General features: G+C 64.9%; 8 protein-coding genes. 7 read left to right on the forward strand and 1 reads right to left on the reverse strand.

What is annotated here, in order from left to right; translation table 11 throughout:
* Window positions 1–249 (forward strand): YfhL family 4Fe-4S dicluster ferredoxin, encoded by a 249-nt coding sequence (locus BMY12_RS19060; RefSeq protein ID WP_093289524.1) that lies wholly within the window; start codon window positions 1–3, stop codon window positions 247–249.
* A 70-nt stretch (window positions 250–319) separates the two neighbouring features.
* Window positions 320–2,002 carry a gamma-glutamyltransferase gene (ggt, locus tag BMY12_RS19065; protein ID WP_093289526.1) on the forward strand — a complete coding sequence of 561 codons (1,683 nt, stop codon included), beginning with the start codon at window positions 320–322 and terminating at the stop codon, window positions 2,000–2,002.
* 759 nt (window positions 2,003–2,761) lie between these two features.
* On the opposite strand, the gene BMY12_RS19070 is transcribed toward ggt, so the two are convergent.
* Entirely contained in the window at window positions 2,762–3,874 is a 1,113-nt protein-coding gene (locus BMY12_RS19070) for an NAD(P)-dependent alcohol dehydrogenase (protein WP_093289527.1), read from the reverse strand.
* Window positions 3,875–4,189: 315 nt separating this feature from the next.
* Between BMY12_RS19070 and BMY12_RS19075 the strand changes: the two genes are divergently transcribed.
* The 5 genes from BMY12_RS19075 (at window position 4,190) to BMY12_RS19095 (ending at window position 14,316) form a co-directional block, all read left to right on the forward strand.
* Window positions 4,190–6,640 carry an efflux RND transporter permease subunit gene (locus tag BMY12_RS19075; protein WP_093289529.1) on the forward strand — a complete coding sequence of 817 codons (2,451 nt, stop codon included), beginning with the start codon at window positions 4,190–4,192 and terminating at the stop codon, window positions 6,638–6,640.
* Between the two features lie 155 nt (window positions 6,641–6,795).
* Window positions 6,796–8,178: a DUF1329 domain-containing protein gene (locus BMY12_RS19080; RefSeq protein WP_093289541.1), complete on the forward strand. Its 1,383-nt coding sequence runs from the start codon at window positions 6,796–6,798 to the stop codon at window positions 8,176–8,178.
* A gap of 61 nt (window positions 8,179–8,239) precedes the next feature.
* The gene (locus tag BMY12_RS19085) at window positions 8,240–9,238 is read left to right on the forward strand and encodes a WD40/YVTN/BNR-like repeat-containing protein (RefSeq protein ID WP_093289530.1); all 999 of its coding nucleotides are present in this window, start codon (window positions 8,240–8,242) and stop codon (window positions 9,236–9,238) included.
* 53 nt (window positions 9,239–9,291) lie between these two features.
* Window positions 9,292–11,397, forward strand: a complete 2,106-nt coding sequence (locus BMY12_RS19090) for a DUF1302 family protein (RefSeq protein WP_093289532.1) — start codon at window positions 9,292–9,294, stop codon at window positions 11,395–11,397.
* A gap of 174 nt (window positions 11,398–11,571) precedes the next feature.
* Window positions 11,572–14,316: a helix-turn-helix transcriptional regulator gene (locus BMY12_RS19095; protein WP_177189086.1), complete on the forward strand. Its 2,745-nt coding sequence runs from the start codon at window positions 11,572–11,574 to the stop codon at window positions 14,314–14,316.
* Window positions 14,317–14,784 lie beyond the last annotated feature (468 nt).

Raw genomic sequence — 14,784 nt, forward strand, 5'->3', positions numbered from 1 at the left:
GTGGCCTTGAAGATCACCCATGAGTGCATCAACTGCGACGTCTGCGAGCCGGTGTGTCCAAACCACGCCATCAGCCAGGGCGTGGAGATCTACGAGATCGATCCGGATCTGTGCACCGAGTGCGTCGGGCATTTCGACAAGCCGCAGTGCCAGCTGATCTGTCCGGTGTCCTGCATCCCGCTGGACCCCGAGCATGAAGAGACGCCCGCGCAGCTGCTGGACAAATACCGGCGTCTGATCCGGCTTTGAGCCGAATCCCTTTCCGCTGACGCGGGCTCAAGCCTTGAGCTTGCGAATGCGTGAAACACTGGAGTGTGCGATGAAAACCCGCTTCGGCTTCCTCTTGCTGTGTCTGCCCCTGCTGGGCCAGGCGGCCACACCCGCCACGCCGCCGGGCTATGCCTGTGCCACCGCGCAGCCGCTGGCCACGCAGGCCTGCATGAAAGTGCTGGCGGAAGGCGGCAATGCCTTCGACGCCGCAGTGGCGGCCAGCGCTGCGCTGGCGGTGGTGGAGCCCACCGGCTCGGGTCTGGGCGGCGGCGGCTTCTGGTTGCTGCATCGCGCCCGTGACGATGCCGACATCTTCATCGACGGCCGCGAGGTGGCGCCGCGTTCGGCCAGCGCCACCATGTATCAGGACGACAAGGGTCAGGCGCAGGCCGATCGTTCGCGCTGGGGCGTGCTGGCGGCGGGCATTCCCGGCGAACCGGCGGCGCTGGAACACATCGCGCGGCGCTACGGCGCCAAACCGCTGGCGGCGAGTCTGGCGCCCGCCATCGCCTATGCGCGTGACGGCTTCGCCATCGATCCCAAGCTGGCGCGGGCGATCAGCGAGATGGCGCCGCATCTGTCCGACACCGCCAAGACGGTGCTGTTTGCCGATGGCAAGCCGCTGGCATCCGGTGCCTTGCTCAAGCAGAGCGATCTGGCCAACACCCTGCAGCTGCTCGCGCAGAAAGGCCGCGATGGTTTCTATCAGGGGCCGGTGGCCGAGGCCCTGCTCAAGACCGTCAACAGCCAGGGCGGCAACTGGACGGCGCAGGAGCTGCATGCCTACCAGGTGATCGAACGTGAGGCGCTGCGTTTCGACTATCGCGGCTATCGCATCACCACGCTGCCGCCGCCTTCGGCCGGCGGTGTGACGCTGGCGCAGCTGTTCCAGCAGCTGGAAATTCTCGGCTGGCAGGATGATGGCTCGGTGCGTTCCAGGCATTTGTGGATCGAGAGTCTGCGCCGTGCCTATCACGACCGCGCCTCGTATCTGGGCGATCCGGATTTCGTGCGCGTGCCCACGCCGGAGCTGATCTCGCGCACGCATGCCCGCGAGCTGGCATCTGGCATCGATCCGCAGCACGCCACGCCCAGTGCGGCGCTGAAGCCGGTGCCCTTGGGCGGCGAGGGGCACAACACCACGCACTTCTCGGTGCTGGATGCGCAGGGCAATCGCGTCGCCGGCACGCTGTCGGTGAATCTGCCCTTCGGTTCGGGCGTGATGGCGGCTGGCACCGGTGTGCTGCTCAATGACGAGATGGACGATTTCGCCGCCAGCACCACGGCCAGCAATGCCTATGGTCTGATCGGTTCCGAGGCCAATGCCATCGCGCCGGGCAAGCGGCCCTTGTCTTCCATGGTGCCGAGTTTCGTCGAAGGTCCGCGCGGCCTGCTGATCATCGGCACACCGGGCGGCAGTCGCATTCCCACCATGGTGGCCCTGGGGATCGCCGCCTGGATACGCGGCGACAGCGCGCCGAGCATCGTGGCCGAAGGGCGCATTCATCATCAATACCTGCCGGATCAGGTCCAGTACGAACTCGGTGCGCTATCCGAGGAACAGCAGGCCGGGCTCAAGGCCCTGGGTCATGTGCTGACGCAGGTGAAGGCGCCTTACGGCAATCTGCAGGTGGTGAGCTGGACCGTGGCCAAGGATCAGCTGGAGGCGGCGGCGGATCCGCGAGGTGTGGGCAGCGGTGAAGTGGTGTTGCTGCGCAAGCCTGCGCGCTGAGGCCCTGCTGCCGAGCCCCCCGTCGGTCGGCCCGGCGCCCGTGCACCCGTAACCCGCCGGGGTTTGCTGTTGCTGCTTGGCGTGCCGCTCAATTGCGCCTTGGTTTCGTGCGCCTGTCGGCGCCCGAGGTACTTCTCTTTGCTCGTGCAAAGAGAAGTACCCAAGAGAAAGCACGCCCTACGCCTCGCATCCGTCGCCGCTGTCGCGGCGCCGGCAGCCTGCGCTGCTCGCGTGCTCGGGGCCGTTGCAGACGCGCCATCCATGGCGCGGCTGCAACTGAGCCGGACTTCGTGTCCGGCTCTCCCACTGCGCTCGCTGCGCTGCTCGGTGCGAGGCAAAGGGGGGTAGGTCAAAAGACACGGCAACAGCAGCTTCGAGCGATGAGCGTTGCTAGGCTGTTGCTTTTGACTTTGGGGTCCCCGTCTCTGGCGCTGAGCTGTGCGGCGCGCGCAGGGGAGAGCCGCCCAGGAAGGGCGGCTCAGTTGCAGCCACGCCAGGATGGCGTGTCTGCAACGGCCCCGAGCACGTTGCACAGCGAAGGCACCGGCGAAGCCGGCGCCGGAGCCGGGGTGTGCTTTCTCTTGGTTACTTCTCTTTGCACAAGCAAAGAGAAGTGACTCCACCGCCGAAGGGCGGTGGAAGAAGGCAATAGATCAGGAGCCAAACAAAACAAACAACAGCAACGCCCGGCGGGTTACGGCGCTCACGCGCCTAAGCCGCCCTACGGTGTATGACGTTCAGAACGCCAGCTTATGATGTTCAGAACACCAGCACCGGCTTGATCACCGAGCCGTCTTCCGACGCCTTCGCCGCTTCGTTGATCTGCGAAAAAGCGAACTTGCCAATCAGTTGATCGAAGGGGAAGCGTCCTTCGCGATAGAGCTTGAGCAGCTGCGGAATGAAGGTCTGCGGATCGGCATCGCCTTCGAGAATCGCCTTGATGGTCACGCCGCGCGAGATCAGGCTCATGATGTTGGCCGGCAGCATCGCATCCATCGGCGAGACGCCCACCAGACCCAGCACCCCGCCCGGCAGCATCGTCTCCACCGCCACCGCAATCACCCCCGGAATACCCGTGGTGTCAAACGCGTGATTCACGCCGCCGCCGCTGCGTTCGCGCAGCTCGGCGAGCACGTCGGCACTGGCCTTGGGATCGATCGTGAGCGTCGCGCCCAGACGCTGCGCCAGTTCGCGGCGGCCGGCATTGGGTTCCACCACCACGATCTGGCTCGCGCCCAGTGCCTTGGCCGCCATCACGCCCGCCAGGCCGACCGCGCCCGCGCCAAACACTGCAAGCGACTGGCCGGCGCGCAGCGCAATGGAATTCATCACGGCGCCCGCGCCGGTCTGCAGACCGCAGCCCAGCGGGCCCAGCAGCTCCAGCGGCAAGTCGCGATCCACCACCACCGTGTTGATCTCGCGCGCCACCGCATAGCTGGCGAATGAAGACTGACCGAAGAAATAACCGTGCAGGATCCTGCCTTCCTGCGTCATCGGGCTGCTGTTGTCCGGTGCGCGCAGGCCGCCGAAGTTCAGCGGCATGAACTGGTAACAGTGCGCCGGCGCCTGCTGCGCACAGCTGGGACAGCTGCCGCAGGAATTGAAGGACAGCACCACATGATCGCCGGGCCTGACGCGCTTGACCTGCGGCCCGACCGACTCCACCACGCCCGCACCCTCGTGCCCCAGCACGATGGGCAGCGGCACCGGAAAGCCGTCACGCGCCACCAGATCGGTATGGCACATGCCGGTGGCCACCATGCGCACGCGCACCTCGTCGCCACGCGGCGCTGCAACATCGGCCTGCTCCACATGGAAAGGTCCGCCCGCCTGACGGACCACGGCCACCTGCGCACGCAAGCTGGTGCTCATGAGCGATCTCTCCTGTTGCGAATGATCAAAGCGATGAGGGTGATGCTCGGCGCCGGCGCGGATGGGGGCGCAATACCAAAGGTTGGGTCGCGGCCGCCCTTAAGTTTCGATAGTCAGCATCACGGTACTGAGGAGGTCATGAACCATCCTGGTGCGCCCAACCCCGTTAGGGCCTGTTAACGCTATGGCGGTCGCAGCGACCGCCATAGCGTTAACAGGCCCTAACCAAAGGCTGGGTTGCGACGCAGACGGACATTCATGATGCAGGCCGTCGGCACTGGCCGATAGCGGATCACAAAAGAATGAGAGGGGAAGATGGACTCACTGCGTTTTCGTCTGGCTCGCTGGATCATGGCCCATCGCGGGCTGGTATCGATCCTCTTCCTGCTGGTGACGGCGGCCTTCGTCGCCGGCATTCCGCGGGTGGAGATCAGAACCGTTTTCAAGGATCTGCTGCCGATGGACGACGAGTTCGTGCAGGTCTATTACGACCATCCGAACTTCGGCAATCCGCTCACCGTGTCGGTGATGATCAAGCGCAAGGACGGTGACATCTACAATTCCGAAACCCTGGCCAAGGTCTGGAAGTTCACGCGCGACATCGACCTGGCCCCCGGCATCGATCATGACCAGCTGATCTCCATCTCCACGGAGAAGCTGCGCTACGCCGAATCCACGCCCTTTGGCATCGACATGCGTCCGCTGATGGACGATCACGTGCCGAAGACCGATGAGGAAGTGCAGGACTTCCGCCGCCGCATCGAGCAGTCGCCCAATGCGCGCACCTTCTATGTCTCGCGCGACGAGACCGCAACGCTGATCAACGCCACCTTCCTGGACTCGGTGGACTACGGCAAGGCCTTCGAGTTCGTGCAGGACCTCGCCGCCAAGGCGCGCGACGAACACCACGAGGTCTACGTCGCCGGCCAGCCGATACTCACCGGCTGGGTGTACAAGCTGCAGAAACAGACCTACAAGATCTTCGGCGTGACCCTGGGCCTGCTGACCCTGGCGCTGGTGCTGTACATGCGCAACATCGCCGGCGTGGTGATGCCCATCGTCTGCGCCGGCGTGGCGGCGCTGTGGGGTTTCGGCTTCATCGGCTGGCTGGCGCGGCCCATCGAGCCGCTGCTGATGATCGTGCCGCTGCTGCTGGTGGCGCGCACCTTCTCGCATTGCATCCAGTACACCGAGCGCTACTACGAGGTGCTCTCGCATCTCAAGGACAAGCGCAAGGCCGCGGAAGTGACCATGGGCGTGATGATGGTGCCCTCGATCCTGGGCATCTTCACCGACGTGTTCGGCATCATCTTCATCGCCATCGCGCCGATCAAGACCATGTACAACCATGCGCTGTTCTGCGGCGCCTGGGCCTTGTGGATCATTCCCACCGGCGTGTTCCTGGCGTCGATCCTGCTTTCCTATCTGCCGGTGCCGAACAACGTCGAGGAAATCTCCGGCGGCGCCGAGAAGGAATCCGGCATCCATCTGTTCCAGAAGCGACTGCTGCGCCGCATCGCCAGCCTCACCTATGGTCCGGCCGCGCGCCTGACCACGGTGGTGGTGGTGATCGTGGGCGCGATCTCCATCTACGAAACCTTCCAGATCAAGATCGGCAACCCGGTGGAAGGCAGCAATCTGCTGCGCTACGACTCCGACTTCAACACCGCGGTGCGTTCCATCAACGCGCACTTCCCGGGCATGAACACCCTGGAGATCGTGCTCGAAGCCAAGGAGCGTGATCGCGAGAACCGCGTTGCGCGCACGCCGGAAGCCGCGGCGGTGGCGGCGCAGATCCAGGCCATGGTCGAGGCCGACACCAAGATGCCGCCGCGCGCCACGCTGTCGTTCAACGATTACATGATGGAAGGCAACCGCCTGTTCTCCGGCGGCAATCCGAAGTGGCTGCCGCTGGATCCTACCGTGCCGGCGGTGCGCGCGGCGGGCACCGCCGTGGTGTTCGGCACCAACCCGGTGAATTTCGGCCACATCTCCGACTTCGAGTTCCAGAGTTCCACGATTTCGCTCTGGTACAAGGACAACAAGCAGGAGACCGTGGACGCCGCCCTGGCCAGCGCGCGCCATGCGGTGGAAGCGGTGGGCGTGGATCATCCGCAGTTCCGCGTGCGCCTGGCCACCGGCTTCATCGCCCTGCAGCAGGCCATGAACGTGGTGGTGGAACGTTATCACTGGCTGATTCTGGGCCTGGTCAACGTGGCCATCGCCATCATCTCGGCCATGGCCTATCGCTCCGTGGTCGCCGCATTGCTGCTGCTGATTCCGGTGAACCTCTCCAACTTCCTGCTGCTGGCCACCATGAAGTGGCTGGGCGTGGGCCTGGACATCAACGCGGTGATCGTGGCGGTGATGGGCGTGGGCGTGGGCATCGACTACGGCATCTACCTGCTCTCGCGCATCTGCGAGGAGTTCACCGCGCGTGATCACGACTGGGGCGAGGCCATCACCGCGGCGCTCACCACCACTGGCAAGGCGATCATGTTCACCGCCACCATCATGCTGCTGGGCATCCTGCCCTGGTACTTCCTGTCCGATCTCAAGTTCATGTCGGACATGGGCATCCTGCTGGTCGCGGTGATGCTGATCAACATGGTGTTGTCGCTGGTGGTGCTGCCGCTGCTGGTCTGGCTGGTGAAGCCCAAGTTCGCTTCGCGCGAAGACCTGGCGGTGGGCGAGAACATCGACCTGTCGCAGTTCATGACGCCGGAGCCGGACGCGCCGGGCGCCAACATGGCGGTTGCCAAGTGAGTTGAGTACCAGCGTCCGCGCGTTGCCACATCACCGCGCGCGGACGTCTCCCCCAAGCAGCTGAAAACAAGAAATGGCGCTGGCCGGCGCCGTACAGACAGGCCCGGTTTTCGCCCCCCGGACTACGCGGGCGAGGCATGAAAGAGGAGAAGCGTATGTGGATCAGGAAGTATGATTTCAACTACGGCCGCCGCAAGCTGATGGAGAACGTCGCTTACGGCATGGGCGCCGGCGCACTGATGCCGCTGAACAAGGTGTTCGCAGCACAGGGCGAGCTGAGCAAGGCCTATCCCGATGAGCTGATGTCGATCGACGCCTACACCAAGGGCAAGATCAAGACCGGCGACACCATCAGTGCCGACAACGTCGAAATCGTCAAGGATCTGCTCGACCCCTGTGTCTACGAGCAGGTCAAGACCATGGGTCGCAAGTTCCGCATCAAGAAAACCTGCACCGACTGGACCGCGATGTTCCCCGGCGAGTTCTACGAGGCCACGCTGCGCAGCGTGAAGAGCCCGGCCAAGTTCGATGCCGACGGCAACGTGGTCACGCAGGACGGCAAGACCTGGGGCGGCGGCCTGCCTTTCCCTGACCCCAAGACCGGCGACGAGGTGCAGGCCAATCTCTGCCTGAGCTGGGGCCGTGGCGACTACAACCAGTACGCGGTCAATGACACCGTGCTCAATCCCGATGGCAGCATCGGTTACAGCTATGACCTGGTGTGGGTGGAGCTGCAGGCGCAGGCGCGCATGGACGGCAAGCCCTTCAAGGGCCGCACCGATCTGCTGCGCTTCCAGACCGTGGCCTTCACCGCCTCGCAGGACGTGGCGGGCAGCTCCTTCCTCAGCACCTGGTATTACGACCAGCGCAAGTATCCGGAGCTGTACGGCTATCTGCCGCAGTTCAAGCGCGTGCGCCAGTTCCCCACCAATCAGCGCTTCGAGCCGCTGATTCCCGGCGTGACCTGGTTCCTCTCCGATCCCTGGGCGGCGGGCGACCCGATGCGCACCTGGGGCGAGTACAAGATCATCGCGCGCAAGCCCATGCTCGGCGCCTTCAACACCACCATGAGCCTGGACAAGCCGAACTGGGTGTGCGGCACGCACGGCGGTCCCAAGGGCACGCATTTCTGGGATGCCGATTTCGAGCTGGCGCCGGAAGTGGTGATTCTGGAGTCCAAGCCCACGGGTTATCCGCGCGCGCCGGTCGGCCGTCGTCTGGCCTACATCGACGTCCGCAACAACATGTACTGCGGCAACATCCGTTTCGACCGCCAGGACAAGCCCTGGGTGAATTTCGAAACCGGCTTTGGCCAGTACAAGCAGGGCGGCAAGACCGTGTTCGGTGCCGACGGCAAGACGCCGGCCTGGTCCTGGGTCTACGTGATGTCCTACGACATGCAGACGCATCGCATGAGCCGCGCCCGTCACCTCGAACAGTGCGCCGGTGGCCACAAGAGCGTGTTCAAGGCCGACAACGAGGAGATGTACAACAAGTGGTTCACCCAGCAGGCGATCCAGCGCCTGGGTCAGGTGTAAGCACCACTCGCCTCGACCGGGCGGCGCGCGGGACGCCGCCGCCCGGCTTCTTTCAAGACTCATGGGTGACATCGTGATCAAGACAGCCAAGCGTATTTGCTGTGTCTTGCTGGCGCTCGCTGCCTGTCAGGCAGGCGCCAGCGTGGTGCCGCAGGACGTGGTCAGCGGCATTCCGCATCAAGCGTTGTTCAGTGTGGATTTCGACGGCCGCAATGCCGTGGCGGTGGGCGCCGGCGGCGAGATTCTGGCCAGCGCCGATGGCGGCAAGAGCTGGCAGCCGGAGGCGGCGCCCAGCCGTCTGAGCCTGCTGGGCGTGACCGTGCAGGGTTCGCAGCGTATCGCCGTCGGCATCATGGGCCAGATCCTGCGCAAGGACGGCAGCTCGGCCTGGAAGGCGGTGGACAGCGGCACGCAGGAACGTCTGTTTGCGGTGAGCATGAATGCTGCAGGCCAGGCGGTGGCGGTCGGTTCCTTCGGCACGCTGCTGGTGTCGGAAGACGCCGGTCGCAGCTGGAGTGCGCGCTCGCCGGACTGGAATTCCTACTTCCAGGGCTTCGCGGAGACGCTGGGCGACGGCTTCAGTCCGCATCTGTACGCGGTACGCGTGGACGAGGCCGGCCACATCCTGGTGGCGGGCGAGATGAACACCATCCTGCGCAGCGACGATCAGGGCCGCAGCTGGACGCTGCTGCATCGCGGCGATCTGTCGCCCGATGGCCGCGCCTCGATCTTCGCCATGGACATCGGCGCGGACGGCGAGGGCTATGCCGTGGGCCAGCTCGGTCTGGTGCTGAAGACCCGCGATGGTGGTGCGAGCTGGGCGCGCGTGGCCGCCGACACCAAGGCCAATCTGCTGGGCGTGGCGGTGGGTCGCAGCGGCAAGGTCACGGTGACCGCGATGCGTGAGCTGCTGCTGAGCAGCGACGGCGGCGCCAGCTGGCAGAAGGTCGGCACCCTGGACGTGAAGACCGGCTGGTACGCAGCCGCCGCCACCGCGCCCGACAGCGGCGAAGCCTACGCGGTTGGACATTCCGGACGAATCATCCGTTTCGCACCGTGAAGCCGGCGCCGCCAAGCGCCGGGCTTTTCAAAAACGAGGGAGGGGACAAAAAAATGAGACAGCTGAGCAAGTTTGCCGCCGGGCTGCTGCTGACGCCGGCGCTGGCCATCGCCCAGGAAGGCGGTGGGTTTCTCGATGAGCTGCTGGGCGACATGGATCTGCGCGTCAACGGTTTCGTGCGCGCCGAGTCGGCCTACAGCACCACGCAGGCCAAGAACCGCAACAACCAGGAAGGCAATCCCTTCAACCAGATCGAAGCCAATCGCACCGCGTATCTGCCGCCGGCCCTGGCGCTGGGTGCCGGCAAGTGGGGCAATCTGGCCCTGGGCCTGAACACCACGCAGCTGCCCATCATCGGTCCGGTGGCGCAGCAGCTGGGCCTGGACGGCGTGCTGTTCTCGGACCAGATCCAGCGCAGCGAGTTCGGTTTCAAGTCCTCGGTGGACCCGGTCAATTACATGATCCTGCGCGGCGAGTCCGAAGCGCAGCTGTCCATCAACAGTCACTGGAACATCATCGGTCGCATCCGCGCCATCTATCAGCCCGATGTCATCGACGGCTTTGATGCGCACTCGGTAGAGGCGTTCCAGGGCGGCATCACCGGCGGCGAGCCGGCGCTGTATCAAAGCCGCAATCCCAACTACTTCGCCTATCGCGTCGAAGGCAGCCACCATCCCAATCCGCTGGAAATCTCCGGCCGCAACTACCTGGTGTATTTCCCGGCGCTGGTGCTCGACTACAGCAGCGGTCCGGTCAATGTGCGCTTCGGCAACCAGTCGATCGCCTGGGGCCAGTCGATCTTCTTCCGCGTCTTCGACGTGCCCAATGGCCTGGACTATCGCCGTCACCTGATTCTGGATCGCGGTCTGGAAGAGTTTTCCGACAAGCGTCAGCCGCAGCTCTCGCTGCGCATGACTTATCAGGCCACCGACGAGATTCTGGCCGACGCCTTCATCGCCAAGTTCCAGCCCACGGTCTATCCCAACCCCGGCACGCCCTACAACGTGATTCCGGTGCAGTTCACGGTGCATGACCGTTATCACCAGTTCGGTTATGACGACAAGCTCAACTACGGCATCCGCCTGAAGGCCGACTATGGCCAGTGGGGCTGGCAGGCGATGGCGGCGTATCGCTACAACCCCGACGGCACCTTCCGCTGGACGCGCTCGGGTGTGAACAAGCCGCTGTCCGGTGCGCTGGGTTCGCTGGTCAACACCGTGTACAACGCCAAGCTGCCCAATTGCGGCAGCGGCTATACGCCCACACTGTGCCGCCTCTACGACAACATCGGTGAGGCGCTGGCCGAAACGCCGTTCGATGCCGCGCCCGGCGGTGTGTACTCGGCGGATGAATGGTTCAACTACGCCGCTGATGTGCGTCTCAACGGTCTCACCGGCCTGAACGCGGCCATCGATCCCTTCCCGGCCTCGCGTGACGTGTTCGCCACGGACGTGGATCTGCCCACCGAATTCGGCGGTACGGTGAGCCAGACCGAGTCGCGGCGTCAGGCCGATGCCGAGCTCAACACCTTCTTCATCGCTGCCGGCGGTTCGCTGCGTGGCCATATCGAGCGCGTCTATCACCGCGAGAAGGTGTTCGGCCTGGGCGTCAGCTACGTCAATGAAAGCGATAACGACTTTCTCAACCAGCTGATCTTCAACCTGGAAGCGCAGTACACGCCGGACCGCAATTACACCAACACCGGCCTGGAAAACCGCTTCATCCGTCAGAACGAGTACACCATCTCGCTGGTGGTGGACAAATGGCATCGTCTGTTCGCCGACTTCCCGGGCACCTACATGGTGTTCCAGGCGCTCACCAAGAATCGCAGCGATCTGGTGGGCCGCCACCTGAACGGCTACGGCAGCGAACAGGATCATGTCTCCACCGGTCTGGGCCACAACGCCAACTATATCGTGTTCGGCTTCCTGCAGCCGTTCCCGAACAAGATCTGGGCGGTGGAAATGGCCAGCCTGCTCGATCCGCAGGGCGGCATCCTGGTGCAGCCGGTGCTGCAGTGGAATCCCGGCAAGGGCGTCACCATCGAAGCCTTCTACAACTACGTCAACGGTCATCTCTGGGGCAAGCCCACCAACAACCTGGTGTCGACTCTGGACTTCGCGGACGAAGTCACCGTGCGTCTGGCCTACCAGTTCTGATTCACTCCCCTGCAGATCCTCCTCATTGGGGAGTTACTCGCCGGCAGCCGCTACGCTGCCGGCGTATTTTTTTGCATGCCAGGCTTTCGGGAAGGGTCTTCCTGAGTCATGGGACTACTCGTGCGCGGCGAATCGATGCACAATCTTTTTTTGCCGACATCAAGATCAGCCAGCATGGCCAACGAACTCGTGCCATCCGCGCGTAAAAATCCGCGCCGCCGTCGCGAGCCGCCCAGCTTCTCGTTTCCGCTGGTGCGCACCCGCGTGTTCGAGGCGCTCTGCCGTGGCGCCACGCCGGAGCGCAAGCTCACCATGGTGATGGCGCCCACCGGCTACGGCAAGACCGTGCTGGCCAGCAGCGTGTATCACCATTTCCGTCAGAGCGGACTGAACAGCTACTGGATTTCGCTGGATGATCGCGACCACTCCATGGAGCGCCTGCTCGGCCTGCTGGAGAATGCGCTGGGCAGCGGCCAGGCCGAGGTGCATCCGACGCAGGCCCTGATTCATGGCGACGAGCCGCTGGAGAGCCGTGTCGAAAGCCTGCTGGCGGCGCTGGCGGAAATCGCCGAGCCCTCGCTGATCTGCATCGACAATCTCAATTACTGTGACGACGAGACCCTGGGCCTGCTGCTCGACCGCCTGGTGTTCCGCACGCCGGCTTCGCTGTACCTGCTGTTTTCCAGCACCGACGAAGTGCCCTTCAATCTTGCCCGCGCCAAGCTGGAAGCGCGCGTGCAGGAGCTGCGCTATTCACAGCTGAGCCTGCAGCCCGACGAGATCCGCGATCTGCTCGGCACCGAGCTGTGCGCGCAGCTGGGCGAGGACGCGCTGGCCGGGATCGTGGAGCAGACCGAGGGCTGGCCGGCGGCGGTGCGTCTGGTGCAGATCATCCTCACCGGCGCCGAGCGTCCGCGCGAGGCACTGGCGCGCTTCTCCGGCGGCGACGAAGACCTGGCCGATCTGCTCAACCGGCAGGTGCTGGCCGGCTTTGCGCCGCAGACGCGCGATTTCCTGTTGCGGATCGCGCCGCTGCGCAGCTTCTGTGTGGAGCTGTGCCGTCACGCCACCGGCGATGAGCAGGCGGCGCGGCATCTGGAGCTGCTGCTCAAGCGCAATGTGTTCATGATTCCGCTGGACCGCAACCGCAGCTGGTATCGCCTGCACGGTCTGTTCCGCGACTTCCTGATCAAGGAGGCGCAGCGCCAGCTGCCCGAGGCGAGCCGCCGGCAGGCGCTGGCGCGTGCCGCCGAGTGGTGCGAGAGCGGCGGTCACTGGCAGGACGCCATCGACTACGCGCTGGCCGCCGATTCCGGCGCGCTGGCCGCAGCGGTGCTGGACCGCGTCGCGGCGATGTTCGTGCGCGACCGTGGCGATCTGCGCCAGTACATCGAATGGGTGGAGCAGCTGCGTGCGGCCGGACAGCCGCTGGGCTGGGAAGCGGACTACTGGTACGCCTGGGCGCTGGTCTTCCACCGGCGCTACGAAACCGCGCGCCAGCACGGCGAGCGCCTGGCGCGACGTCTGGAACAGGAGCTGGGCGCCGGCGTCGATGTCGCCGAACTGGCCGAGCTGCGCCGGCGCGTGGAGGTGGTGCAGATCTGCATCGCCATCTACACCCATCGTCTTGCGGAAGGGTATCAGCGCGCCAGCGTCTGGCTCGCCGAGCGCCATGCCGACGATCCCTTCGACGTTGCCACCATGGCCTGCGTGGCCACGATCTATCTCACGGGCGCGCATCGCTTCGTCGAAGCGCGGCAGATGGCGCGTGAAGCCCAGGCGGCGATCGCGCAGACCGGCAGCGCCTATGGTCAGGGCTGGGTGGCGCTGCTGAACACCATGATCGCCGTGACCGAGGGCGATTACGCCGGCGTCTACGACGAGCTCAAGACCGTGCTGGCACGCGCGCAGGCGACGCTGGGCGAGCACTCCGGCATCAGTGCCACGGTGGCCATGGTGTGTGCCAAGGTCGCGGTGGAGATGAATCTCGATGAAGAAGCGCGGCCGCTGCTGGACATCGGCCTGCGCTGGGCCCACAGCCACGGCATTCTCGAAACCACCGCGCTGGGTCTGGATGCCGCGCTCAAGCTCTGGTCGGGCCGGGACAGCGGGCTGCTCTCGCTGGCGCAGTTTCGCGAAATCGCCAGCAGTTATCCGCCGGCGCTGGGCGTGATGTTGTCCTGCCTGATGGTGCAGCGACTGCTGCGGCTGGGCCGCGTCGAGGAGGCGCTGGCCGAGGCGGCGCAGATCGGTCTGGGCGGCGGCGTCATGCCCAAGCTGGAAGGGCTGGAGCTGCCGCGCGCGCGCGATCTGTTCAGCGCCGCGCAGATCGATCTGGCCCTGGCCTCGGGTCAGCTCAAGCAGGCGGAGACGCTGGTGGCCGAGGCCACGCGTCTGGCGCGTGCCGAGGGCTGTATTGCGCGGCAGGTGGAGCTGGCCTTGTGCGAGCTGGCGATTGCGGTGTGCTCGCACAATCCGCAGCCGGCCACGCGGCATCTGACGCGCGCGGTGAGTCTGGCGGCGCGGCGCCGCATCCTGCGGCCGTTCCGTGACCGCGGCGAGCTGATTGCCGGTCTGGTCAACGACACCAAGCCGCAGGCCTGGGGTTTTGCGCTGGAAGAGGAGCGCAAGTTCTTCATCGACATCTGCCGTGGCCTGCCGCTGTCCAATCCCGCCTTGCTGGAGCAGCTGGGTCATCTGCAGGGCAAGAGTCAGCTGCTGGAAACGCCGACGGCGCGCGAGATGGAGTTGTTGAGTCTGATCGAGGCGGGCTTGTCGAATCAGCAGCTGGCGGATCGTCTCAGTGTCTCGGTGGCCACGGTGAAGTGGCATCTGTACAACCTTTACACCAAGCTCGGCGTCTCCTCACGCGCCGCCGCCCTGGCCCGCGCACGTTCGCTCAACCTGCTGGCACGCTGAGGTCTCTCGCTGCAGCATCGCCGTACTAACCGTAGGGCGGGTTAGGCGCGCGAGCGCCGTAACCCGCCAGGGCTTGGCTGTTTATTGGCCAGCTTGGTCTCTCGATCTATTGCCTTCTTCCACCGCCCTCCGGCGGCGGCCGCAGAAGCTCCCCCGTAGGTCGCTTCTGCTCTCTTTGCTTGTGCAAAGAGAAGTAAGCAAGAGAAAGCACACCCCGGCTCTGGCGCCCGCTACGCCGGTGCCTGAGCTGTGCAACGTGCTCGGGGCCGTTGCGGACACGCCATCCCTGGCGTGGCCGCAACTGAGCCGCCCTTCCTGGGCGGCTCTCCCCTGCGCTCGCCGCACAGCTCAGCGCCAGAGACGGGGACCCCAAGGTCAAAAGTTACAGCAACAGCAGCTTCGAGCCATACGCGTCGCTGCGCTGTTGCTTGTGACCTACCCCCCTTTGCCTCGCACCGAGCAGCGCAG

The organism is Solimonas aquatica (genome assembly GCF_900111015.1).
Classification (GTDB): Bacteria; Pseudomonadota; Gammaproteobacteria; order Nevskiales; family Nevskiaceae; genus Solimonas; species Solimonas aquatica.

Bases quoted from the DNA above. Each gene is read 5' to 3' on its own strand.
- ggt (WP_093289526.1), top strand. From the start codon at position 320: ATGAAAACCCGCTTCGGCTTCCTCTTGCTGTGTCTGCCCCTGCTGGGC.
- BMY12_RS19085 (WP_093289530.1), top strand. From the start codon at position 8,240: ATGGGTGACATCGTGATCAAGACAGCCAAGCGTATTTGCTGTGTCTTG.
- BMY12_RS19070 (WP_093289527.1), bottom strand. From the start codon at position 3,874: ATGAGCACCAGCTTGCGTGCGCAGGTGGCCGTGGTCCGTCAGGCGGGC.
- BMY12_RS19090 (WP_093289532.1), top strand. From the start codon at position 9,292: ATGAGACAGCTGAGCAAGTTTGCCGCCGGGCTGCTGCTGACGCCGGCG.
- BMY12_RS19075 (WP_093289529.1), top strand. From the start codon at position 4,190: ATGGACTCACTGCGTTTTCGTCTGGCTCGCTGGATCATGGCCCATCGC.
- BMY12_RS19080 (WP_093289541.1), top strand. From the start codon at position 6,796: ATGTGGATCAGGAAGTATGATTTCAACTACGGCCGCCGCAAGCTGATG.
- BMY12_RS19095 (WP_177189086.1), top strand. From the start codon at position 11,572: ATGGCCAACGAACTCGTGCCATCCGCGCGTAAAAATCCGCGCCGCCGT.